Genomic DNA, 23,590 nt, shown 5'->3' on the forward strand with positions numbered 1-23,590 from the left:
ACAACGGGAGAGAGAAGAAGGCGCGCTCTACGCCACTCCCTCCTCTACAAATGCGTTTAGATCCATCACCACCGCGTCTTCGCGCTCGGCGCGGTCGAGCTCTTCCGCAACATAGCGCGCCGTGTGCGTATTCGCCTGAGCTAGCTCCTCGGGCGGCCCTTCGAATACAATCTCGCCGCCGCGCTGACCGCCTTCCGGCCCCAGATCGATGACGTGGTCGGCCTGCTTCACCACGTCCATGTTGTGCTCAATGACGACCACTGTGTTGCCGTTGCCCACCAGCGCACGCAGCACGTTCAAGAGGTGACGGATGTCCTCGAAGTGCATGCCCGTCGTGGGCTCGTCTAAGATATAGAGCGTGTCGCCCGTACCCGGACGCGAGAGCTCTTTCGAGAGCTTCACGCGCTGCGCCTCGCCGCCACTGAGTGTGGTGGACTGCTGCCCCAGCCGGATGTAACCAAGGCCCACCGCTTCCAGTGTACGCAGCTTGCGTTGGATGCGTGGCAGGTTCTCGAACAGATCGAGTGCCTCGGTTACAGTCAGGTCCAGCACGTCGGCAATGGAGTGCTCTTTGTAGCGCACCTCCAGCGTTTCTTCGTTATAGCGCTGACCGTTACACTCGTCGCACGTCACCTTTACGTCGGGCAGAAAGTTCATCTCCAGGGTCACCGTACCCGTGCCGCCGCACTTCTTACAGCGGCCCCCTTTCGTGTTGAACGAGAACCGGCTCTTGCCATAACCCCGAATTTCTGCCTCGGGCAGCTGCTGAAAGAGATCGCGCAGGTAGTCCATCAGCTTCGTGTAGGTGGCCGGATTCGAACGCGGCGTGCGCCCGATCGGCTTCTGGTCGATCTCGATGACCTTGTCGATGTGGTCGATGCCCTCAATGCTCTCGTACGACAGCGGCACCGTCTTCGCGTTGTGATGATAGCGCGACAGGATCGGATACAACGTCTGGTTGATAAGTGTGGACTTGCCGGACCCCGACACGCCGGTGATGCACGTAAAGGTACCCAGCGGGATACGCAGCGGATCGCCCTTCAGGTTGTGACCGGTCGCGCCCCGTAGCGTAATCGCATCGCCCGAGCCCGTGCGTCGCTCGCCCGGCACGCCAATCACCCGGTCGCCGCGCAGATACGCCGCGGTCACGCTGCCGGTGTACTCGCCGTTCACGACCACGTCGTTGGATCCAGATGTGCCATTGGTGGCCGTTCCGTTTTCGCTCATGTGGGTGAGCGTCTCGGGTGGGCCCTCTGCCACGAGGTGGCCGCCTTTCTCGCCGGCACCGGGGCCCAGATCGACCACATAGTCGGCCGCCTCGATCATCTCGCGGTCGTGCTCCACTACGAGCACCGAGTTGCCCAGGTCGCGCAGCGCCTGCAGCGACCGGATGAGCCGCTCGTTGTCGCGCGGATGCAGTCCAATTGAGGGCTCGTCGAGCACGTAGAGCACGCCCGTAAGCTGCGTACCCACCTGTGTAGCCAGGCGGATGCGCTGGCTCTCGCCGCCACTGAGGGAGCGTGCGGTCCGGTCGAGTGTGAGGTAGCCCACGCCCACGTTCACCAAGAAGTCGAGTCGCTCGCGTACCTCTTTAATGATGGGATGAGCAATCGTGCGCTGCCGCTCGCTATCGAACGAGAGCGTATCCACCACCTGACGCAGGCGCTCCAGATCCATGTTTGCCAGATCGCCAATCGTGTGCTCACCGATACGATACGAGCGCGCAATCTTGTTGAGGCGCGCCCCGCCGCAGGTCGGACAGGTTGTCTCACGCATGAACGACTCGGCCCAGCGCCGTTTCTTCGACGAGTCGGTGTTGTCGTAAGCATGCTGCACATGGTCCAGGAGCCCGCCATAGCGGTGCGTATAGTTAACCGCACGGCCTTTGTAGCTGTACTTAATGTCGAACTGCTCCTCGCCTGCACCGTGCAGAATTACATCGCGCTGCTCCTCAGAGAGGTCTTCGATGGGGGTGTCGAAGTCGAAGTCGTACGCCTCGGCCACTGCCTCCAGCTGACTGAAGATCCAGATGTCGCGGGGTTTGCCAAGCGGTACGAGTCCGCCCTCAGCAATGGTTTTTGAGGGATCGGGGATCATCAGGTCGGCATCGAGCTCGCTGGTTACGCCGAGTCCATCGCAGTTTTGGCAGGCGCCGTAGGGGGTGTTAAACGAGAAGAGATTCGGCGACGGCTCGTCGTAGGAGAGGCCGGTCTCTGGGTCCACCAGGTGGCGGCTAAAGAGATGATCGCCCGCCTTTACATCGGCCTCCGCATCCCCCTGAACGTCAACCACATGCGCGATGAGCGTACCGCCGCCCATGTCGAGCGCCGTTTGCACGCTTTGTCCTACACGCGGACGAATGCCGTCTTTGACGACGAGGCGGTCTACCACCACTTCGATGTCGTGTGTTTCGTAGCGCTCCAGTTTCATGCCCTCCTCGTAGGTGCGCAACTTGCCGTCAATACGGAAGCGTTCGAAGCCCTGGCTGGCCGTCTGCTCGAAGAGCTCCCGGTAGTGGCCCTTACGCCCTTTTACGACGGGTGCCAGGATCATGAGGCGCGTGCCTTCGGGGAAGCCCAGGATGCCGTCAATGATCTCGTCATCGCTCTGCTTGCGCATCTTGTTGCCCGTCTCATGCGAGTAGGCCGTGGCGGCGCGGGCGTAGAGCAGGCGCAGGAAGTCGTACACCTCGGTGACGGTGCCCACGGTAGAGCGCGGATTGCCGCCCACGGTTTTCTGCTCGATGGAAATGACTGGTGAGAGTCCATCGATGTGATCCACGTCGGGGCGCTCCATCATCTCCAGGAACTGGCGCGCATAGGCGCTCAGGCTCTCCATGTAGCGGCGCTGGCCTTCCGCGTAGATCGTGTTGAACGCAAGGCTGGACTTGCCCGATCCGGACAGGCCCGTCACGACCACGAGCTGGTTGCGCGGGATGTCGACGTCGACGCTTTGCAGGTTGTTTTCGCGGGCGCCGCGGATCGTAATATGTTGGGGCATAGGGGTTCGGGGGGGGATGCGGAGCAGCAAATGCACATCCGCATTACACCCGCCCCCTGGCAGCGCGTTTCTGCATAGACGCCCGTACCCCTACACGTAACGCAGGTGTTGCGGATGGCGGGCATGAGACCGAACAAAAAAACCTGACAGGTCTCCGAGACCTGTCAGGTTTACTTCGTTTGCCCTGCAGAGAAGCAATGCCGCAGTACGGCGACCGGATGTGGTGCTACTCGTCGCAGTCAGGCCGGCAGCGTACCGTTGCGATATCGTCCACACGCTCTGCGGTGAAAGAGCCGTTTTCCACGCGTGTGTCCCCTCCATGAGGGTCTTCGAAACTAAATGTGCCTTCGAGTACATCCTCGCTGGCGTTTGTGATCGTAAACGTGCCGGGTCCGCCGCCAATGAATCGGCCCAGCTCATAGCTGTTCATGGAGTTCTGGTAATACGGAACGGTCCCGCCTTCTTCAAAGTCGTAATTGCCTTCTTCAGGAACGACGCCCTCCCGGCCCTCAATGTCAATGGTCGTCCACGACCGGTTGGTTTCAGACCGCTCATCTTCGGGCGGACGTTCGCCATCCAGCATGTACAGTACAAATTCTTCCCCGCCACTCGGAGAGGGTTTGAGTCCGAACGCTGCGCCTCCTGAAAGGTCGAGGGTTTCTCCGCTGTCATTAGCGGTCGCTTCAAAGCTCCCGACATCGAGAACGAAACCGTCTGTGCCATCCTCACCGTTGTCATCTACGCTGTTACACGCGGCGAATGCAAAAAGGAGGGCAAAAAGGGAAAAGGTAGTCAGGATTCTACTGGTTATACGCATCATATGGAATAGATTAGTAGAGAAATTTGCCGAGCACACGCGACGTGCAGAAGAGGCCCATAAAGAACCGTGGTCGTCGTGTTGATCGTGGCTTTCTGGGAAGCGTGCAAATCTTCTTGGTTCTACTCTATTCCTACGTGCGGAACGAAAGGTGGGTAGGCGGACACGTTGATCCGTTCTTTATATCTCCGATCCGCCAAGCAGAATGACTGGCCACTTTTGGGCCACAGGTGCTATCGCACAGGCGGACGCTGCGTATGCCAGTCGGTTGCCTGCTGGATAGCATGAGCCACGCGTAGCGTTTCGGCGTCGTGGTAGAGGCGTCCGAGCACGGTGATGCTCGCCGGACTGCGGTGGTCGGGATGCGCGCGCCCCTCGTCGTCTTCCACCGGATGAAACGCGTTAGGCAGGCAGACGCACGGATGCCCGGTCAGGTTGGTGATCTGTAGTGTACCCCCACGAAACGAGGGGCTGATGAACACGTCGACGCTCTCAAGCGCTTCGCGGGTGGCAACCATCAGTTCGCGGCGCAGGCGCGAGGCCTGGATGTGCTCCACCGCCGGCGTGAAGCGAGCAGCACGAAAGACATGCGGCCAGGCGTCGGTTGTCTGGCGGACCATCGTTGCGTCCTCGCCGCTTCGGGTAAGCTCGTCGAAGTTGCTGGCGGCTTCAACGCCGAGCGTATTTAGCAGCGCGCCCAGTGGATAATTAGTGGGTAGGCTGATGGGATGCAGGTCTGCGCCCTGCGCACGGAGCGCGTCGAGCACAGCCTGGTCGGCTTCGGCATTCTGGTAGTCGCCTTCGAACGCATCCTCGTAGATACCAACACGCAGGTCAGCGAGCGGCTGCTCGGCATCGAACGGAAACGGGGCATCTACCATGCCAGGGTCGCGTGCATCCGAACCGCGCAAGACGTCGTAGACAAGGGCGCAGTCGTATGCCGAGCGCGCCATAGGACCGGCTTTGTCCATCGACCATGACAGCACCATAGCGCCGTAGCGGCTAACGGTACCGAACGAAGGCCGATGGCCGGTCACGCCGTTCCGGGTAGAGGGCGACACGATGGAGCCAAGGGTCTCGGTGCCGAGTGCAAACGGGACCGCGCCCGCAGCCACCGCCGCGCCCGATCCGGCCGACGAGCCGCTGCTGCCCTGGTTCGGGTTCCAGGGCGACATGGTCGTCGCATCGAACCACACGTCGCCCCAGGCCAGTGCGCCCAGCGAGAGCTTGGCCAGAAGCACGGCACCGGCCTCATCGAGCCGTTCAATGACGGCAGCGGTGTCGTCGATGGTCTGGTTCTGGTATGGGGTTGCGCCCCAGGTGGTGGGATAACCTTCCACGGCAAAGAGGTCTTTGGCGCCGTAAGGGATGCCGTGGAGCGGACCGCGCCACTCGCCGGCGTCAAGTTCGGCATCGGCGCGGGCTGCTGCGTCGAGGGCGCGCTCTTCGGTGAACGTGATGACGCAGTTGAGCGTCTCGTTCAGCCGGCGCAGGCGGTCGAGGTAGAGCTCGGTGAGCTGGATGGAGCGGACGTCGCGGTTGCGCAGCCACACCGACAGCTGAGCCACCGAGGCAAAAGCCAGATCCTTGTCGGTGTCGGGGACGGGCGCTTCGGGCCACTGCCAGGTTGGGGCGGCGTTGCCTTCGGGGACCGCGGCGCCGCTCAGCTGTGGATTGAACACCTCAGCCGGGTGAGATCCGTTGGGCAGGGTGTGCTCACGCATCGCCTGGTACTGCTGCAGCTGTCCGTTTAGCTCATCGACCAGCATCTCGCGGTCGTCTTCGGTGAAGGAGAGGCCCATGAGGCGCTCAGCCGCCTCAATGTCTTCAGCAGTGATTTCGATCTGCTCGTCATCGCGGCGGCGCGAGGCAACCTGCGTGTAGAGCACGCCCGGCATGAGTCCGGTCAGGCCAAGCGCAGAGCACGATTCAAGAAACTGGCGGCGGTCCATAGGTCGTGTGGAGCATCTGAGGAGGTAACGGGTGGGGCGGTCGCGTGCTGGATACGTGCCGGATACAAGCCGGGTAGCTGGTAACCGGCATCAAAGCACGAAGTAACGTAGCATACAGCGCAGTGAATATCCACTATGCGGGCAAGTATGCAGCCAAAAGAGATGAGTGGTGGGGCTTACGCATCCCCATGCAGTCCTCAAAAAAAGAAACATGTCAGTCCGTGGTACCTTAGGTTGCAGGGTTGACTACACGCAGCCTTCTGTCGACCTCTGTCTGCATCCTTCATCACGTTCTTCCTATAGGTGTCCTGTGTATGCCACTTTTCTTATCCCAGTTCATTACGCAGATGCGCGATCGCGTAACGTGGTTCTGGGGGGCTCTGGGCACTGATAAAGAAGCCCGAACGAAGCTTATCGGCCTGGTCATATCGCTGTTGGTATGGGGCGGACTTATGCTTATGCCGACGCCTGAAGCGTTAGGAGCGTCGGGGCAGCGCGCGGTAGCACTGCTTGGGGCGGTCTGCATCATGTTTGCAACGGAGGCTGTTCCGCTGCCGGCTATTGGCTTACTCATTCCCGTCTACCAGGTCGTTGTGGGAGGCATCGGGACGGAGCTGGTAACCAGTTGGATGATGAGCAACGCGTTGCTGTTTCTCATGGGCACGCTCATGCTGGTGGCTGCGCTTTCCAGTCGTGGACTCGATAAGATCATCGCGTTGTATATCCTGACGCGTGTCGGGGCGAGCGTGTACGCTGTAGTATTTGGTATTATCGCCGTGAGCGCGCTGCTGGCGGGTTTTATGTCAGATGCAGCCGCTGCGCTCATGCTCGCGCCTGTACTTGGCATCATTGGCATCGTGCGTGATACACACGACGGCCCCATCACCAACCTGACAAAGCTCCTTATCTTTGCTGTAGGATTTGGCGCCATCGTGGGCAGTCCGTATACGCCTGCAGGAGGCGCACGGAATGTGATCATGATGGACTACATGCAGCAGCTTGCCGATGTCGATATTGGATTCGCGACATGGACGCTCTACATGCTACCGTATACGGTCGTTATGGTAGGGGTACTCACGGTGCTGCTGCCTGTTATCTTTCCGCCCGAAGTCAAAGACATGCGCACCGCTGTAGAGTCACTACGCATGGAGGTACGTGAGCGGCCATTCGGAATTGACCAGATGATCGTGCTTGGCGTGTTTGGCATCACGATTGTACTCTGGCTCGTCGTTGGGGATCTTTACGGCATTGGCGTTATCGCTGTAGGTGCAGCGGCCATGCTGCTTGTCCTTGGTGTGGTAGAGTGGCGCGACTACCAGAGCGATGTGGACTGGGGGGTGCTCATGATCTACATCGGAGCCATTTCGCTGGGAGGATATACAGCCGAGACAGGTGCTGCCGCATGGGTTGCCGACTCGTTCCTCAGTGTTGTCTACGATGCAGGCATCGAAGACGGTAACATTCTGATTGTCCTGATTTCGTTTTTGGTTACCGGCATGACCTCGGCTATGAGCGCCGGAGCTACTGCAAGTGTGATGGGCCCGGTTGTGCTGGAGATCGGCGCGCAGGCTGCGTTCTCGCCACTGATCATCGGACTCACTACAGCACTTGCGTCCTCGTTTGGATTTATGCTTATTGTGTCAACCCCTGGAAATGCCATTATCTACGCATCTGGATATCTCTCGGCTGCCGACTTCGTGAAGGCCGGGTTTGGGGCGATGCTGGCGGCGTTTGGCGTATTCCTTGTCATGCTTTTGGTCTACTGGCCTCTGCTTGCCTAACATGCTAATCCAGAGCCTGTCAACGTTTTATCTGTACACTCATTATTTGTACACTCAGTTATTTTGTAGAGCGCTATGCATCCCTTAATTTGCTCGGATGGAAGCGAATGGGCCCAGAAATCGGCCCGATTTGCGCTTCAACTGTTTCGGGGCACGTCTAACGAGATCACGGTGCTTGTTTTCAAACAGCGCCCTCGCGCTCTTGATGCTGAACAGCAGGCGATGGTACAGGGGGCCCGTGAGAAAGGCGACAACCTGGGGGCAGCGCGTGCTGCCGATGAGATCGACCGCGAACTCCACGTACTGGTTAAGGGGATTCTGGGAGATGATAGCGCCGTGCATTGGAAGCAGGCCGATGGCAACATGGCCGAGCACCTGCTCGGCGTGGCCAATGACTATGACATCATATGTTTGGGGGGCGTCGGCAAAGGCGGGTTCTCACGCAACCTGATGGGGGTTTTTGTTGATGAGCTGGTGCTCAAGGGGACAGGCAACCTTCTGGTTACAAAAACCAGCGATGCGCTCTGCCACAACGTGCTCCTGGCATTGCCGCCTGAAGATGCCGACGACAAAAACATGGCGCATTACCTGGGACAGCTGTTCGAAGGCAGCGGGGTCAACATAACGATCAACATCATGTGGAGCGACTTGCCTCACCGCTTTGAGGGATACATGGAAGCTTCCATGGGCCAGCGAGTAAAGCGCATGGTTGACGAAGATCTGTTCCCCGATAAGCGCCGCCGACTTGGGCACATCACTGGGATTCTCAACGACTACGGGCTTACCAGTAAGGCAGCTTTCAAAGACTACGGATCAATGAGCGATCTTGTGGATGCGGCCGAACCGAACAGCTATGACCTGATTATTGTACGTCCGCCCGCTGCCGGCGACGGTTTTCTGCAGCAGCTCGAACCGAACAAGCAGAGCCTGAACCTGATGCGTAAGAGCGCCTCTAACGTCATGCTCCTGCGCGACGTGCCTGTGGACAAGAAAAGAGATGCGTAATATCAGTGCTGTGTGGTGGCCTTGGTCTGCCACACGTCAATCTTGGAGCAGCAACGTAGCCCTCTCAGGCGCTGCCCTCTTGAATAGAGAAATTGTGTCTTAGTGAGTCGGCGAAAATACGTTTACACCTTGCCATCGCGAGCCATCACGAGGATGGCGTACCGATTCCCCGATGTCGGGTCGTATCAGTTGCCGTGAGGGCCTCCTCACGATGCAGTAAGCTCTGTTTCGACGTGCTCTTTTGTTTTCTTGAAGGTCAGCTCAGGCCAGTTCTCCATCATGCGCTCCAGCCGCCACGTGCTCATCCCCAGGTAGGCCAACGTGCCGCCGGCATCCCGGAACAGGTTGTTGATCTCGTCGGATTCGTAGGCTTCGATTAGTGCCGGATCGCCTTCGACCCAGCGACAGCAGGTGTAATTGACCCCGGAAAGCCGGGCGTCCACATTGTACTCGTCTTCGAGCCGGGCCAGCACCACGTCGAACTGTAGCTCGCCCACCGCGCCCAAAATGTAGTCGTTGCCGCGCAGCGGACGAAACACCTGGATGGCGCCTTCTTCGCTCAGCTGTGTGAGGCCTTTGCCCAGATGCTTCGCCCGGAACGGATCTTCGAGGTGCACCTTGCGAAAGTGCTCCGGGGCAAAGCTCGGCACACCGGTAAACTGCACCGGATCGCCCTCACAAAGCGAATCGCCAATCTTTAGGGTCCCGTGGTTCATGATGCCGATGATATCACCGGGCCAGGCGCGCTCTACGCCTTCGCGGTCCTGCGCCATGAAAGCGGTGGCATTGTTGAGGCGCATCGTGTCGCCGCTCTGTGCGTGCGTAACCGTCATGCCCCGTTCAAACTGCCCGGAGCACACGCGCACAAACGCCATGCGGTCGTGGTGACGCGGGTCCATGTTCGCCTGAATCTTGAAGACCACGCCCGAGAACGTCTCTTCGTTCGGATCTACGTTGCGCGTGGTGGTCGGGCGCGGCTGCGGCGGCGGGGCAATGTCGACAAACGTGTCGAGCATGTCGCCCACCCCAAAGTTGCTGAGGGCGCTGCCAAAGAACACCGGCGTCTGTATGCCGTCGCGGTAGCGCTCCAGATTCAGGCTGTCGCCCGCTTCGCGGACCAGTTCGATGTCGAAGCGCAGTTCGTCGGCCTGCTCGCCGAGAATGTCGTCGAGGCGTTCATCGTCGAGACTGTCGATGGACAGGCGTTCGTGCTCGCCCTGCATATCGGCGTGGGAGAAGAGGTGCAGCTCGTCTTCGTACAGATTGTACGTGCCGCGGAAGCGGTCGCCCATACCGATGGGCCACGACAGTGGCACGGTCTCCAGCGCCAGCGTCTCCTCGATGTCCGAAAGGATCTCCAGCGGCGGCAGCCCGAAGCGGTCCAGCTTGTTCACGAACGTGATGATGGGGATGTCGCGCAGGCGGCAGACCTCCATCAGCTTGCGGGTCTGCTCCTCGACGCCGCTGGCCACATCGAGCACCATGATCACGCTGTCGACGGCGGTGAGCACGCGGTAGGTGTCTTCCGAGAAGTCGCGGTGCCCCGGCGTGTCGAGCAGGTTCAGCGCAAAGCCGCGATGCTTAAACTGCATGACCGACGACGTGACCGAGATGCCACGCTCTTGCTCCATCGACATCCAGTCGCTGCGGGCGTGGCGGTTGGCCTTGCGCGCCTTGATCTCGCCCGCCTCGTGAATCGCGCCGCCTTTCAGCAGCAGCTTTTCGGTGAGCGTCGTCTTTCCGGCATCGGGGTGACTGATGATGGCGAAGGTGCGGCGGCGGTCGACCTCCTCGCGATGGTTGCGGCTCGATGTAGCAGAACTCACGGTGGTGACGCTATTGGGAGAGGAAACTACCGGCGCAATTTATGCTTCCTGGCATAATTGCAGTCACGAGTAACGTGTTTGCGTCCCCAAAAGTTTTCTGCTGGAGGAAGAAGCGGATCCGTTTAGCGGTCAACATAGACGGGGAAAGCAGGGACGCACGTCTCACGAGTTGTCGGGGCGGGTTGTCAGATGGGCCGGCTCGACCGGGGCCTGTCCTTTTTCTGCTGCGGGGACGATCATATTTAGGATAACCTCCTGTACAGCGGTGCGATGGCTGCGTCCGGTGCCGTGGTACGGATTGGAGGTTGCAACCACAGTCAGCTCAAGCGCAGGCACGATGAAGAGATACTGTCCGCCATAGCCCCAGCCGTAGTAGGTGGAGTGATATCCGGCTCCTACGTGGCGCTTGAACCAGCTGTACCCGTAGCCTGCGCCACTCCAGCGCGACTCTGAGCGTGGAATCCACGACTGGCGCACCCACTCGTTCGAGAGTACTCGCGTACCGTTGTACATGCCGCCTTGCCGGTATAGCTCCCCGAAGCGAAGCAGATCGCGCGGGGAGATGAGCATGTCGTTACCGCCAAAGTAAATTCCCTGCGGATCGGTGGGCCACGGCGGCAGACGGATATCGAGCGGCTCGGCCAGGTGGTCTCGCGCAAAAGCCCAGGTGCTCTGCCCGGTCGCCTGCGTGAGCACGGCAGAGAGCAGATGCGAGTTGCCGGTGCTGTAGCGCCGCGCTGTACCGGGCGCTGCGTGCAGGGGACGCCGAATGGCATTGCGTACCCAGTTACTGCTTGACACCCAACTACCATAGTTGCTGCCCGAGGTGCGCTCCAATCCCGATTGCATGGTAAGCAGGTGGGCGAGAGTGATATTGCGCTTGCGCGGGTCGTCGTCTTCGGTCAGGTAGTTCTCAACGAAGGGACCGATGGGCTGGTCTGTACTGTTGAGATAGCCTTCTTCGATGGCAAGCCCAACAAGCGCAGAGAGAATGCTCTTGGAGACGGATTTTACGTTCACCGGCGTGTCGAGTCTGGGCCCGCCCAGGTTTTCTGCAACCATCACTTCGCCGTGCCGCGCCACAACGAGGCTCTGCAGCGGCTCAAGCTCGGCGGCACGTTCCAAGGCAGCGTCTGTGAGCGTAGCGTCGAGCCCGTACGTGTTCACGCCGGGGATGGGCTCTGGCATCGGGAGGTCTTCATCGGCAGGCTCGGGGGCAGCTGCCGGTTCACAGGCTAGCAGCAGCAGGGCGGTGCATGCAGCAACCAGCAAGGGACGTACTTGGAGAACAAGGAGCCTGAGAAAGGGCGAGACCGACACGAGTGAAGAAAGCATCCGGTGAGAAGATTACGGCAGAAGCACGGTGCTTAGATGCGGTGCTCTATGTTGCAACACACTGCATGGTAAGGGAGACAGAGGCGGAGCGTCTCAGGTTCGGCGGATGCGCTACGCAGACGTTACACATTTGGACAGATTTTGGGCGTTCGGGGATGCTGTAGCGCAATTTTATGGGCAGCGGGGAAGGACGCGGAGTCCACGAAGACCAATTTCGCCGATGCGTTCATCGTCATCGAAAGGCGTCCAGAAGAGGCCGGCGTCGCCGCCGGTGCGTAGGGTGTGCGGTGGCACGGAGCCCTGGGCATAGGCTTCACGCTCGGTGTCCGGACCGCGAAAGATGATGGTGAAGCGGTAGCAGATGGGATGTGCATTGCGGTTCCGGATGCGCACGACCACGCCGTTGCGGTTGCCGCGTGCTTCGGGATAGAAGAGGTACGAAAGAGCAACACCCTCGGTCCGGTAGATAGGCGTCCACGCGTCCTCGTCCCATCGCTGCGTGGTATCGGATGCAGCAGGCGCGGTAGCGAAAGATGTAGACCAGGTTGCAGCGTGCACCTGCGAGACAGGCACGCGCCCAACGGGCGGCGGCGCTGCAAGTCCGAGTACGACGATAGCGACAGGCAGAAGCGTGTGCATCCTTCAAAAGCAATAGCACAGAGCAGTAGGACGGGGGGTATGCAGGCAGTTCGAACGTGTTGGCCCCAGCATGTTATTGGGTGCAGGCGGGCGTGGCGGCTGCACGGGCGTCTGAATCGGTGGTAGCTGATGCTACGGCACCGGGGGCCACCCATCCGCGAAGCCGGTAGACGGCGTATCCTACGTACTCGCGCAGGGTGCCGGTGCTCCGAGAGAGGGCATCGGCACTGGGTACGAAGTCGAAGGCAGAACGGGGTCCGTATACGACCTGGTGATCGGTGGGTGCGGGCAGAGCGGGCACTCCGGCGGTGCAGAATACGGCAAGCGCTCGTGGCATGTGAGCCGCGGAGGTGACGAGCAGCACGCGGTCGAGGTTGCGCTCGCGAAGCAATTCTGCCGTGCGCTGAGCATTCTCGTAGGTCGTGGCGCTCTCGGGCTCGGTCCAGATGGCGGACTCGGGCACGCCCCACTGCATGAGCACGCGGCGCAGGGTAAAGGCTTCGGGCGGCGTATCGGCCCAGGGCAGGCGTCCGCCACTCACCACGATGCGGGGCGCGCGCTCGGCCTGGTAGAGCCGGTGCGCGTGCACGATGCGGTCGGAGGCATCGTTGAAATCGGGATCGATGCGAGGCGGCACCGGAGCCCCCACGCCACCGCCCAGCACGACAATGGCATCGGCCTGTGGCAAGTCCGAGGCAGCAACAGGAGGATGCGTGCGCTCAAGCTGGTACTGCAGGGTGTCGGCAACAAGGGGAAGCGCCGGGGCTGCCACGATGAGCAGTCCGGTGCCGCTGAGCACGAGACCGATGCGCTGGTACCGCCATGTGAGCACCCACCCTATGCAGAGCACGAGGAGGCCCAGCACGAGCGGATGGACGAGCAGGCCCAGCACTTTTGAAGCAAATACGGACATGATGCGTGTTGACAGTCGGGCAAAACGTGTGAAGTTTGGCAGTGGTGAAGACCTGCAACGTTACATAAAATGGAGATAACGAAACAAGGCAGCAACGATAGGGGAAACGTTACACCATTTGCCAAAAAGGGTGTAACGTTTGGGTGAAATAGACGGAGCGTGCATTGGTAATTGGTGTTGCATTTATATCATATTGGGCAATGTAGTAACGCAGCATCGTGTAGCGTTCGTGCTGTGGCTGCACCCCGATCCCCCCATGCCATCTTGTTGCTGGTTAGCGGGTTACTTGACATTGTGCGTCAAACGGTTAATTTTTACGCACGGCGCGCAGGCAAGATAAGGCTTTCGAGCCCTACAAGCCCGCCCAGCACCCCACACGCTTTCTAAACACGTTTTAAACACGTTTTACTTTTGACTAACTACGGAGGACTATCCATGACATCAACTCACTCGTACATCGCGCGCGGGCTCTCAATGCTGCTCTTTGCAGCAGTTCTCGTTGTGGGCCTTACGGCTTGCAACGGCGAAGAAGCCCCCGACGCTCCCGCTGATATGGAAGAACCCGCTGACGCTCCGGCGATGGCCCAGGACACGCTGTCGATCGTCGATATTGCGGTGGCCGATGCGCGCTTCACCACGCTCGTAACGGCGCTGGATTCGACCGGTCTGGTTTCTGCACTTGCAGAGGACGGCCCGTTCACGGTATTCGCTCCAACCAACGAGGCGTTTGAGGCACTGCCTGATGGCGCACTCGAAGATCTGCTTGCGGCAGAAGACAAGTCTGAACTGGAATCGATTCTGCTGTACCACGTCGTAGAAGGGGACATCATGTCGGGCGACCTTGAGGAAGGAGAGCAGACGGTACCCACGCTTCAGGGCGACGATCTGACGATCACCGTGTCTGAAGACGGCGTTATGGTAGGCGAGGCGCAAGTCGTCGAAGCTGACGTTGATGCTTCAAACGGAGTGATCCACGTAATTGACGGGGTCCTGATGCCGTAACATCTGGCACGCCCCAGTATATGCTATCACCTGTGACCTCACAGGTACTTTGTATTGCATGTATACAGCATAAGGCGGATGTCCCATCAGGGGCATCCGCTTTTTTATGTCTGCCTTTAATGTCTGGATGTTGCCTGCGCTTCCTATTCTTCGTCTACCATATCTGCCCCAATCAGTTAAAAACAGAGCAGCAAGATGTAACGTCGAAAATATAAAAACGGGCCGTAACGATCTACCGATATTTAGATGAGCCTGGAATCATACAACGGTGCCCTTTCTTCAAGCCTCCGCGACATAAGCAGGGTACCGGCACAGCACGTTAGTTTGCCTGCCGCGCTTCACCGGTCGTCTCTCGCTCAATTTCACGCTAACCTATTTCCCGACTCGTATGGCTGCTTCTGATGATGCTCCCGTCTTCGTTCTTATTGGTGCCACCGGTGGCATTGGCTCCGAAGTAGCGGAGCGCCTGGCCGCTGACGGAGCGCGTCTTGTACTGGGCGCCCGCACCGAATCTGATCTGAACGAGTTGGCGGCTTCGCTCGACACCGAAACCACCGTGCATCCCCTCGACGCGACGAACTACGAGGAGGTCCAGAACATCGTGGACGCGGCAACAGACACCTACGGGCGTATCGACAGCGTCATCCACACCGTAGGATCCATTTTGTTGAAGCCTGCTCACCTGACCTCCATCGAGGAGTACCGCGAGCAGATGGCGTTGAACATCGACTCGTCGTTCTTTACGGTGAAAGCCGCAGCGCGCGCCCTCATGCGCAGTGGCGGCAGCATCGTGCTGAGCTCGTCGGCTGTCGGGCGCATCGGCCTCAATAACCATGAGGCCATCGCAGCAGCGAAAAGCGGAATCATCGGGCTTACCCGATCCGCCGCGGCTACCTATGCCAAGCGTGGCGTGCGCGTTAACTGCGTGGCACCCGGACTGGTCGACACGCCGCTGTCTGCGAATATCCTCAAGTCCGATGCGGGCCGCAAACAGTCCGAAGCTATGCACGCACTGGGCCGTGTCGGACAGCCCAAAGACGTGGCCGATGCGATCTGCTGGCTGGCCGATCCCGCCGCCGACTGGGTCACCGGACAGGTCATCGGCGTAGATGGCGGGCTCGGTACGGTCCGTAGCAGCTAAGCAGCTCTCTACCAGTGCTCTGGCGATTTTCACTGCGATTCCCGCTTCGCTTTCCACGAAGATCAGGCCTTTCGTCCCTCTACCCCCCATACCCCCCATGCGCCGCCTCCTCGTTTTCTTTCGCGACCAACTGAGCCGCACGGCGCCGCCGTTGCGCGACGCCGACCCGGCTCAGGATGTGTGCGTGCTCACTGAACACACGGCGCCGGATACGCCCGAGCACACACAGAAACGCGTGTATGTGGTGGCGGCGCAGCGTTCTTTTCGTGACGCGCTGCGCGAGCAGGGCTTCACGGTTCACTACGAAGCCTGCACCGACGAAGTCCCCGAGCCTGGGCCGCTGGCTCACCTGGCACGTACCCTCGCCACGCATTCCCCCACAGCGGTGCATGCCACCGAGCCCGGATCCATCGAGCAGCGTCGTGGGCTGCAGCGCATCTGCGACGAGGCCGGCGTCCCCCTCACGCTCCACGAGGATACGCATTTCCTGTGTACGCACGATACATTCACCGAGTGGGTTGACGGACGCAAATCGCCGACGCTGGAGTACTTCTACCGCGAGCAGCGTCGGGCCTATAACTGCTTGCTTACCGACAGGGGCGATCCCCTCGGCGGCGACTGGAACTACGACAAGCAGAACCGCGAGTCGTTTGGAGCCGACGGGCCCGGCCTCTTGCCCGATCCCCCGTCGTATCGCGACGACCCATACGTGCAGGAAGCCGTCGTCGATGTTAACGAAGCCTACCCCGATGCGCCCGGACGCGTCAGCGATCCGTTCCCCTGGCCCGTTACGCCCCAGCAGGCTCAGGAGGCGCTCGACCGGTTCATCGACGAGCGTCTACCCACCTTCGGCACGCACCAAGATGCCATGTGGACCGGGCGCCCCTGGCTCTCCCACTCGCAGCTCTCTCCGGCGCTCAATCTGAAACTGCTCGACCCGCGCGACGTCATCCGCGCTGCCGAAACCGCCTATCACGACGGCCATGCTCCGCTCAACGCGGTCGAAGGCTTCATCCGGCAGATTCTGGGCTGGCGCGAGTTCATCCGTGGCCTCTACTGGCATCGCGCCGACGACTGGCCTGCCATGAACGAACTCGGCGCGTCCGAGCCGCTCCCCGACTTCTACTGGACCGGCGACACGCAGATGGCCTGTATGCACGATGCGCTCTCGCAGGTGGTCGACCACGCCTACGGGCACCACATCCAGCGCCTCATGATCACCGGCCTGTTCGGACTCCTCTACGGCATCGATCCGCAGGAGCTCAACGACTGGCACGAAGCGTTCTACATCGATGCCTGGCCCTGGGTGTCGGTCCCCAACATGCTCGGGATGTCGCAGTACGCCGACGGCGGCTATGTGGGTACCAAGCCCTACACCGCCTCAGGCAAGTACGTAAACCGCATGAGCAACTACTGCTCCGGCTGCCAATACGACCCCGCCGAATCGACCGGCGAGAAGGCCTGCCCCTTCACAACGCTCTACTGGGATTTCCTGGATCGCCATGAGGATACGCTCAGCGGCAACCGGCGTATGAACTTCCAGCTGGCCAACGTACGGCGCAAGGGGGATGCGGAGCGGAGTGCCATCGCCGAGCGCGCCGCCGACATCCGCACGAAGGTGTACAACGGCACGCTGTAACGCGCACCCAACTGTCCCTGCCCTGCTGTCTGTTGATCGCGCCCAGCAGGGTCTCTTCTGTTTAGTATCGCTATTTAGTACCATCCACCAACCGAACACGCCCCTCGATATGCCCGACGTTTCTCTGGTCTGGCTCCGCCACGACCTGCGCCTGCGCGACAACCCCGCCCTTCACGCTGCCGCCCGGCAGGGGGCCATCGTTCCCGTATTTGTGTGGGATCCCGACGGCGAGGCGCCCTGGCAGCCCGGCGGCGCGCATCGCTGGTGGCTGCACGAAAGCCTGCAGTCGCTGCAGACCGACTTGCAGGAAGCCGGATCGCGGCTCATTCTGCGCACCGGTTCCGCTAAAGACGCGCTGCTCGACTGCGCCGAAGCCGTCGGCGCTACGCACCTGCACTGGAACCGACGCTACGAGCCCACGCTGGCTGCACAGGCCAACACCGTTGCCGAAACCCTGCGCAACGCCGGCTGCCGCCCCGTATCCCACGAAACCCAGCTGCTGCACGACCCCGAGGGCGTCGAAACGACGAGTGGCGGACCGTACCATGTCTACACGCCCTTCTGGAAGAAGGTGACCGGACACGACCTGCTGCGCACCGATGCCGCGCCGCTCGGCGCACCCGATCTGTCGAACACCGCGCCCAACGCCTGGCCCGACAGCGTGTCTGTGCAGGACATGCGCTTGCATCCAAAACACGACGACGGCCCCGACTGGACCAACGGACTTGCCGGGGCGTGGACGCCCGGCGAAGCGGCGGCGCACCAGCGCCTGCAGTACACGCTCGACCACGTGATTGCCAACTACGAAACCGAGCGCGACCGTCCCGACCACGACGGCACCTCCCGGCTCTCGCCGTACCTGCACCACGGCGAATTGAGTCCGCTGCAGGTGTGGCATGCCGTTACCGACTGGGCCGATGCCAACGAGGCCCACGAGGAGGCTGAGCCGTACCTGCAGGAGTTGGTGTGGCGCGAGTTTGCGTACCACATGGTGCACCACTACCCCACGATCCCCGACGAAACCTACCGCGACAAGTTCAAGGACTTTGCCTGGACGGATGATGAGCAGGCGCTGAAGCGCTGGCAGCACGGGCAGACCGGCTACCCGATTGTAGATGCGGGAATGCGTCAGTTAAAGGCCACCGGGTGGATGCACAACCGCGTGCGCATGATCGTAGGCTCGTTCCTCACGAAAGACCTGCTCATCCACTGGTACCATGGCGAGCGCTGGTTCTGGGAGCACCTCGTAGATGGCAATCTCGCCAACAACTCGATGGGCTGGCAGTGGTCGGCTGGCTCCGGCGCCGATGCGCAGCCGTTCTTCCGCATCTTCAACCCGGTGTCGCAGGGCGAGCGCCACGACCCAAACGGCGACTACGTGCGCCAGTGGGTGCCCGAGCTGCGTGACCTGCCCACGAGCGACCTCCACGCCCCCTGGGAGGCCTCTGCGCGGACGCTGCGCAAAGCGGGGGTTACGCTGGGCAAGACCTACCCCAAGCCCATCGTCGACCACAGCGAGGCTCGCGATGCCGCGATGGAGGCGTACGACGAGGTGCGGTAGGCAAATCCTTAGGAACGCAGCATGCTGTGGTCCTACTACATGTGTTAACAACCAATCCTCCCAACCATTGCCAGTATATGCCCACCCTTCGCTTCCCCTCGGTACTCGACGTTTCTGCGCAGGCGCTCTACGACTGGCATGCGCGTTTGGGTGCGTTTGAGCGGCTCACTCCGCCCTGGGCCCCGGTCCAGCTGGCTGCGTTCGAGGGCATCGGCAACGGCGAGCGGGCAGTCATTCGGCTTGGCTACGAGCCGGTCGCGCTCACCTGGATCGCCGAACACCATGGTCACATTGCCGGACGCCAGTTCTGCGATCGGCAGGTGCAGGGACCGTTCAAGCGGTGGGACCACACGCATCGCTTCGAACCCATTAGCGATACGCGCAGCCGCCTGGTCGACGACATCACGTACGAACTGCCGTTTGCACCACTGAGCACCGCGCTCGCGCCGTATCTGGCCGAACCCGAGCTGCGCAGGCAGTTCGCGTACCGCCACCGCATCACCCGGCACGATCTTGACCGGCACCGCGCGTACGAGAGCGCGCCGAAGCGCATTGCCATCAGCGGAAGTAGCGGACTCGTCGGCCGCGCCCTCGTGGCGTTTCTGCGTACAGGTGGACACACCGTGCATCGCCTGGTACGACGCCCAGCCACACGTCCCGACGAGATCATGTGGGACCCCAGCACCGGTCAGGTGGATGCGGCTGCGCTCAACGGCGTTGATGCGGTCGTTCACCTGGCGGGAGAGAACGTCTTTGCCCCGCGTTGGACCGACGCCAAGAAGGCCCGGATCTTCGACAGCCGCGCCCGGGGCACGCGCCTGCTGGCCGATGCCCTCGCTTCGCTCGACGATCCGCCCAGCGCGCTTATATCAGCCTCGGCCGTTGGCGCATACGGCGACCGTGGGGACACGCCTGTTACCGAGGCCGACGCGCCGCGCACCACCGACTTCCTGGGCGAGGTCTGCGCCGCGTGGGAGGCCGCCACTGCACCGGCTGAGGCGGCAGGGATTCGCACGGTGCATCTGCGTATCGGAGTCGTGCTCGCGGCAAACGGCGGCGCGCTTCAGGTGCTGGCGCCACTCGTGCAGGCCGGACTCGGCGGCACGCCGGGGCGGGGCGATGGGTTTGTGCCCTGGATCGCGCTCGACGACCTGCTGAGCGCCATCCACCACACGCTGTACAGCGACACCCTCCGCGGACCGGTAAATGCCACCGCGCCCGAGCCGGTACGGCTACACACCCTTGTCGACACACTCGGTACGATCTTCCGTAGACCCACGCCGTGGCGCATCCCCAAAGCCCTGATTCGCGTCTTGAGCGGAGAGGCTGCCGACGCGATGGCGCTCAAGAGCATCCGGGCGCGTCCGGCTCGCCTGCAGGAAGAGGGGTTCGCATGGACTTTCGATGACCTTGCATTTGCGCTCCGTCATACGCTCGGGCGTACCATGCACCCGCATCGGCCGAAATAAGGGGTAGGAGCAGCGATTTTCCTGAAGAACGGCGACCTATTGCGACAGAATTACAAAGAAAAGCAATCTCTACAGCGTGGCATCAAGTAGCATAACGGTACGTACGCAAGACCCTACTCAAAACCACACGTCACACCGTTGTCTACCGCTCCTGTAACGATCGTTGGTGCCGGAATGGCTGGGCTGACCTGCGCCACCCACCTGTACCGTGCAAACATCCCATTTCGTCTTGTCGATGCCGCCGATGCCGTGGGCGGGCGTGTACGTACCGATACTGTTGAGGGCTTTACCCTGGACCGTGGTTTCCAGGTGCTACTCACTGCCTATCCCGAATGCCAGGATCATCTCGACTACGGCGCGCTCAACCTGAAACCGTTCTACGACGGCGCACTCGTTCGTACGCACGGCCGCTTTCACCGCATTGCCGACCCGTTTCGCCATCCGTTTGATGCGCCGCGCACGCTCTTTGCCCCAATCGGCACCCTTGCCGACAAGCTGCGCGTAGCGCGCCTGCGTAGCGCTCTAACGAGCCAGCCGCTCAACGAAATATTTAGCGCCCCCGAGCAGTCAACGCGCCAGGTATTGGCCACCCGCTGGGGCTTCTCCGACCTGATGATCAACCGTTTCTTCCGCCCGTTCTTCGGGGGCGTCTTCTTCGACACCGAACTCGAAGCGTCCAGCCGCCTGTTCGAGTTTCTGTTCAAGATGTTCGCCGAGGGGGATACAGCCGTGCCCACGCAGGGCATGCAGGCCATTCCCGAACAGATGGCGTCGACGCTTCCGGCCGATCAGCTGCATCTCAACACCCGCGTCGCCGCGATTGAAGACGACCATACGCTGCGGATGGACGATGGCACCACGCTCGACGCCAGCGCTATCGTGATCGCCACCGATGCCCCGTCGGCCCGTACGCTGCTTCAAGACGAGGCGATCTCTGCAAAGCAGCGCGCTACGACGTGCCTCTACTACCAGGCGGCGGAGTCGCCGCTCGACGAGCCGATCCTGGCACTAAATGGCGATCAGGATGGCCTGCTGAACAACGTTGCAGTAATGTCGGACGTAGCGCCTTCGTATGCGCCCGAAGGCGAGACGCTGATCTCGGCGGTCGTTGTGGGCGATCCGGTCGAAGACGATGCTTCGCTTGAACGCACCGTGCGCCGCGAGCTGATCGACTGGTTCGGCCTGCCCGCCGGCGGATGGTCGCACCTGAAAACGTATCGCATCCCCCACGCCTTGCCCGATCAAACAGCCCCTGCCGTGCGCCACAATACAGATGCCGTGCGCCACCATGGCGAGGTGTACGTGTGTGGCGACTACCTGCGCACCGCATCCATCAACGACGCCATGGCTACCGGACGCCTCGCCGCCGAGGCAGTCCGCGCCGATCACTCCGTCCCCTCGGCCTGACGTGAACGCGTCCATCCATGACTATCCTGCTATGACCGACCTGCTCCTGAATCCGCGTACCGTGCTGCTCACCCACGTGGGCACTACATGGACGATGGTAGGGGTTATCTGGGTGATGCAGCTGGTGCACTATCCGCTGTTTGCGTATGTGGGAAGCGATACGTACGCTACCTACCAGACGCTTCATATGAACCGAATCACGTGGATCGTGCTTCCGGTTATGGCGCTTGAACTGATCACGGCCGGACTCTTGGCTGCAGGATACGTCCCCGGCGTGTCTGCATTGCAGGCCTGGATCGGTGCTGGACTGCTCGCGCTCATCTGGGGGAGCACCGGGCTTGTACAGGCGCCGCTGCATGGCCTGCTGGCCGATGGGTTCAGCACGCGCACGCACACCTGGCTGGTTGCTTCAAACTGGATACGCACCGCAGCCTGGACGGTGCGCGGTGGCCTTGTGCTCTGGATGCTTACGCCGATGCTTCGTATCTCTTGATCTGTAACCCACGACCTGTACCCATCACACGTACCCACGACCCTGCACTCCCAAGAGCCTGTTTGGGTCGTGGTTTGCAGCCCATTGAAGCCGCTCGCAGCCCAAATAAAGAAATCAAAACAGGCTCTAACACGTACCGACCACTAACAAATACCTGTACTCTTATGCTTGCTATCTGGAATGACGCAGTTATCGCTGAAAGTAACGACACAGTTGTTGTAGAAGGAAATCACTACTTCCCACCTGAATCGATTAAGGACGCCTTTTTTGAGCCGAGCGACCACCGAACCACCTGCCCTTGGAAGGGAAAGGCGCATTACTACAACGTAGTCGTGGGAGAGAAGCAGAACAAGAATGCCGCCTGGTACTATCCCGACCCGAAAGAAAAAGCATCGCACATCAAAGACCGCGTGGCGTTCTGGAACGGTGTAGAGGTGGTAGAGGAATCGGCTGCGGAATAACGAGGTTATCATCCTGCCGGGGCTCTCGCCCGGTACCGGTCGGTGCCTGTAGCGCGTGTCCATAAAAAAGCCTCCTTCGATGCTGTCAACGCCCTTCCTACCTGACGCCGTGCGCGGTCTCACCGAGGCTGCAGCCTGTGCATGTGCACCGTGGATTGGACAGGGCGACAAGCAGTCTGCCGATGCTGCGGCCGTCGATGCGCTACGCCGCCGGTTCAAAGACGTGCCGGTTCGCGGACGTGTGGTTATCGGCGAGGGCGAAAAAGACGACGCTCCGTACCTTGCCCCCGGTGAGCGCGTGGGAGCCGCGGATGCGCCGGCCGTGGATGTTGCTGTTGACCCGCTGGAGGGCACGCGCCTGGCTGCCAACGCCGCGCCGGGGGCGCTTGCCGTACTGGCCCTGGCGCCGTCTGGCAGCATCATGCCGCTGGGTCAGGCCTTCTACATGAAGAAGCTCATCGGCCCTGCTGCTGCCGCTGAGGCGTTGGATCTGGATGCAGCACCGCAACAGGTGATCCACAACGTGGCCGATGCGCTGAATGTGCTTCCCTCCAAAGTGCGCGTTGCCGTGCAGGAGCGTCCACGGCACGAGCGGCTTGTGCGGGCGATCCGAGAGGCGGGTGCCCAGGTGCACCTGTTCACCGATGGCGATCTTAGCTTCGCGCTCCACGCACTGCAAGGCCGAGTGGCCGCCTCGCCTTATTCAAATGCATCTTACTCAGGCGCGCCGGTCGATCTGCTCTGGGGGATCGGCGGGGCTCCTGAAGGCGTACTTGCGGCGGCAGCGCAGCGGGTGACTGGCGGGGCCATGCAGGCGCGGTTGGCTCCGCGCTCGCAGGCAGAGCATGACCGTCTCGTCCAAAATCCAGCTCTTCCGAACGTGCTCAAACGCACCCCTACCGCCGCCGACCTCGTCCAGACTGACACAGTCACCATGGCGCTCACTGGCGTCACGGATGGGCCACTGCTTCGCGGCGTGCAGCGCATAGAACCGTCTTCCACGCTGTGTACGGAGACACTTGTGCTTCATTCTGGAAGCCCACCGGAGCGGGTGGCGGCACAGCACGAGATTTCTTCGGCGTAAGGTTAGATCCGGTCATGTGCGCCGAGAAGTAGCGCAGCGCTCTGGCGATCGTTCACCGGTAGTGG

General features: G+C 61.1%; 18 protein-coding genes. 11 read left to right on the plus strand and 7 right to left on the minus strand.

What is annotated here, in order from left to right; all coding sequences use genetic code 11:
• Positions 1-27 precede the first annotated feature (27 nt).
• The 3 genes from uvrA to ACZ48V_RS06220 form a co-directional block, all read right to left on the minus strand.
• Complete coding sequence (gene uvrA / locus ACZ48V_RS06210) at positions 28-3,000, minus strand: excinuclease ABC subunit UvrA (RefSeq protein ID WP_464542626.1); 2,973 nt, start codon at positions 2,998-3,000, stop codon at positions 28-30.
• Positions 3,001-3,226: 226 nt separating this feature from the next.
• Positions 3,227-3,820 carry a hypothetical protein gene (locus ACZ48V_RS06215; RefSeq protein WP_464542628.1) on the minus strand — a complete coding sequence of 198 codons (594 nt, stop codon included), beginning with the start codon at positions 3,818-3,820 and terminating at the stop codon, positions 3,227-3,229.
• 230 nt (positions 3,821-4,050) lie between these two features.
• Entirely contained in the window at positions 4,051-5,769 is a 1,719-nt protein-coding gene (locus tag ACZ48V_RS06220; protein WP_464542630.1) for an amidase, read from the minus strand.
• Positions 5,770-6,083: 314 nt separating this feature from the next.
• Between ACZ48V_RS06220 and ACZ48V_RS06225 the strand changes: the two genes are divergently transcribed.
• Positions 6,084-7,550, plus strand: coding sequence for an SLC13 family permease (locus ACZ48V_RS06225; RefSeq protein ID WP_464542632.1), 1,467 nt, complete (start codon positions 6,084-6,086; stop codon positions 7,548-7,550).
• 75 nt (positions 7,551-7,625) lie between these two features.
• Entirely contained in the window at positions 7,626-8,555 is a 930-nt protein-coding gene (locus ACZ48V_RS06230; protein ID WP_464542634.1) for a universal stress protein, read from the plus strand.
• A 206-nt stretch (positions 8,556-8,761) separates the two neighbouring features.
• Here the strand turns inward: ACZ48V_RS06230 and ACZ48V_RS06235 are convergent, their stop codons facing one another.
• The 4 genes from ACZ48V_RS06235 to ACZ48V_RS06250 all read right to left on the minus strand — a co-directional run bounded on the left by ACZ48V_RS06235 (position 8,762) and on the right by ACZ48V_RS06250 (position 13,268).
• Positions 8,762-10,381: a peptide chain release factor 3 gene (locus ACZ48V_RS06235; protein ID WP_464542636.1), complete on the minus strand. Its 1,620-nt coding sequence runs from the start codon at positions 10,379-10,381 to the stop codon at positions 8,762-8,764.
• A 162-nt stretch (positions 10,382-10,543) separates the two neighbouring features.
• A complete protein-coding gene (locus ACZ48V_RS06240; protein WP_464542638.1) occupies positions 10,544-11,716 on the minus strand; it encodes a serine hydrolase domain-containing protein in 1,173 nt (390 codons plus the stop codon).
• A 171-nt stretch (positions 11,717-11,887) separates the two neighbouring features.
• Entirely contained in the window at positions 11,888-12,355 is a 468-nt protein-coding gene (locus tag ACZ48V_RS06245) for a hypothetical protein (protein WP_464542640.1), read from the minus strand.
• Positions 12,356-12,428: 73 nt separating this feature from the next.
• Complete coding sequence (locus ACZ48V_RS06250; RefSeq protein WP_464542642.1) at positions 12,429-13,268, minus strand: YdcF family protein; 840 nt, start codon at positions 13,266-13,268, stop codon at positions 12,429-12,431.
• A gap of 435 nt (positions 13,269-13,703) precedes the next feature.
• Here ACZ48V_RS06250 and ACZ48V_RS06255 point away from each other — a divergent pair, with 435 nt between their 5' ends.
• The 9 genes from ACZ48V_RS06255 (at position 13,704) to ACZ48V_RS06295 (ending at position 23,525) form a co-directional block, all read left to right on the plus strand.
• Complete coding sequence (locus ACZ48V_RS06255; protein ID WP_464542644.1) at positions 13,704-14,270, plus strand: fasciclin domain-containing protein; 567 nt, start codon at positions 13,704-13,706, stop codon at positions 14,268-14,270.
• A gap of 388 nt (positions 14,271-14,658) precedes the next feature.
• The gene (locus ACZ48V_RS06260; protein WP_464542646.1) at positions 14,659-15,411 is read left to right on the plus strand and encodes an SDR family NAD(P)-dependent oxidoreductase; all 753 of its coding nucleotides are present in this window, start codon (positions 14,659-14,661) and stop codon (positions 15,409-15,411) included.
• 97 nt (positions 15,412-15,508) lie between these two features.
• The gene (locus ACZ48V_RS06265) at positions 15,509-17,050 is read left to right on the plus strand and encodes a cryptochrome/photolyase family protein (protein WP_464542648.1); all 1,542 of its coding nucleotides are present in this window, start codon (positions 15,509-15,511) and stop codon (positions 17,048-17,050) included.
• 109 nt (positions 17,051-17,159) lie between these two features.
• Positions 17,160-18,611, plus strand: a complete 1,452-nt coding sequence (locus ACZ48V_RS06270; protein ID WP_464542650.1) for a cryptochrome/photolyase family protein — start codon at positions 17,160-17,162, stop codon at positions 18,609-18,611.
• Between the two features lie 77 nt (positions 18,612-18,688).
• Positions 18,689-20,080: a TIGR01777 family oxidoreductase gene (locus tag ACZ48V_RS06275; RefSeq protein WP_464542652.1), complete on the plus strand. Its 1,392-nt coding sequence runs from the start codon at positions 18,689-18,691 to the stop codon at positions 20,078-20,080.
• A gap of 138 nt (positions 20,081-20,218) precedes the next feature.
• Positions 20,219-21,487: a protoporphyrinogen/coproporphyrinogen oxidase gene (locus tag ACZ48V_RS06280; protein ID WP_464542654.1), complete on the plus strand. Its 1,269-nt coding sequence runs from the start codon at positions 20,219-20,221 to the stop codon at positions 21,485-21,487.
• A gap of 31 nt (positions 21,488-21,518) precedes the next feature.
• Positions 21,519-21,980, plus strand: a complete 462-nt coding sequence (locus ACZ48V_RS06285) for a hypothetical protein (protein WP_464542656.1) — start codon at positions 21,519-21,521, stop codon at positions 21,978-21,980.
• Between the two features lie 164 nt (positions 21,981-22,144).
• A complete protein-coding gene (locus tag ACZ48V_RS06290; protein ID WP_464542658.1) occupies positions 22,145-22,441 on the plus strand; it encodes a DUF427 domain-containing protein in 297 nt (98 codons plus the stop codon).
• 109 nt (positions 22,442-22,550) lie between these two features.
• A complete protein-coding gene (locus ACZ48V_RS06295; protein ID WP_464542659.1) occupies positions 22,551-23,525 on the plus strand; it encodes a fructose-bisphosphatase class II in 975 nt (324 codons plus the stop codon).
• Positions 23,526-23,590: the final 65 nt, after the last annotated feature.

This window comes from Longimonas haloalkaliphila (genome assembly GCF_055379825.1).

What these genes read in the sequence shown, in the direction of transcription:
- ACZ48V_RS06245 (WP_464542640.1), bottom strand. Translation starts at nt 12,355, where the DNA reads ATGCACACGCTTCTGCCTGTCGCTATCGTCGTACTCGGACTTGCAGCG.
- ACZ48V_RS06250 (WP_464542642.1), bottom strand. Translation starts at nt 13,268, where the DNA reads ATGTCCGTATTTGCTTCAAAAGTGCTGGGCCTGCTCGTCCATCCGCTC.
- uvrA (WP_464542626.1), bottom strand. Translation starts at nt 3,000, where the DNA reads ATGCCCCAACATATTACGATCCGCGGCGCCCGCGAAAACAACCTGCAA.
- ACZ48V_RS06255 (WP_464542644.1), top strand. Translation starts at nt 13,704, where the DNA reads ATGACATCAACTCACTCGTACATCGCGCGCGGGCTCTCAATGCTGCTC.
- ACZ48V_RS06285 (WP_464542656.1), top strand. Translation starts at nt 21,519, where the DNA reads ATGACCGACCTGCTCCTGAATCCGCGTACCGTGCTGCTCACCCACGTG.
- ACZ48V_RS06260 (WP_464542646.1), top strand. Translation starts at nt 14,659, where the DNA reads ATGGCTGCTTCTGATGATGCTCCCGTCTTCGTTCTTATTGGTGCCACC.
- ACZ48V_RS06240 (WP_464542638.1), bottom strand. Translation starts at nt 11,716, where the DNA reads ATGCTTTCTTCACTCGTGTCGGTCTCGCCCTTTCTCAGGCTCCTTGTT.
- ACZ48V_RS06270 (WP_464542650.1), top strand. Translation starts at nt 17,160, where the DNA reads ATGCCCGACGTTTCTCTGGTCTGGCTCCGCCACGACCTGCGCCTGCGC.
- ACZ48V_RS06290 (WP_464542658.1), top strand. Translation starts at nt 22,145, where the DNA reads ATGCTTGCTATCTGGAATGACGCAGTTATCGCTGAAAGTAACGACACA.
- ACZ48V_RS06275 (WP_464542652.1), top strand. Translation starts at nt 18,689, where the DNA reads ATGCCCACCCTTCGCTTCCCCTCGGTACTCGACGTTTCTGCGCAGGCG.
- ACZ48V_RS06265 (WP_464542648.1), top strand. Translation starts at nt 15,509, where the DNA reads ATGCGCCGCCTCCTCGTTTTCTTTCGCGACCAACTGAGCCGCACGGCG.
- ACZ48V_RS06220 (WP_464542630.1), bottom strand. Translation starts at nt 5,769, where the DNA reads ATGGACCGCCGCCAGTTTCTTGAATCGTGCTCTGCGCTTGGCCTGACC.
- ACZ48V_RS06230 (WP_464542634.1), top strand. Translation starts at nt 7,626, where the DNA reads ATGCATCCCTTAATTTGCTCGGATGGAAGCGAATGGGCCCAGAAATCG.
- ACZ48V_RS06225 (WP_464542632.1), top strand. Translation starts at nt 6,084, where the DNA reads ATGCCACTTTTCTTATCCCAGTTCATTACGCAGATGCGCGATCGCGTA.
- ACZ48V_RS06215 (WP_464542628.1), bottom strand. Translation starts at nt 3,820, where the DNA reads ATGATGCGTATAACCAGTAGAATCCTGACTACCTTTTCCCTTTTTGCC.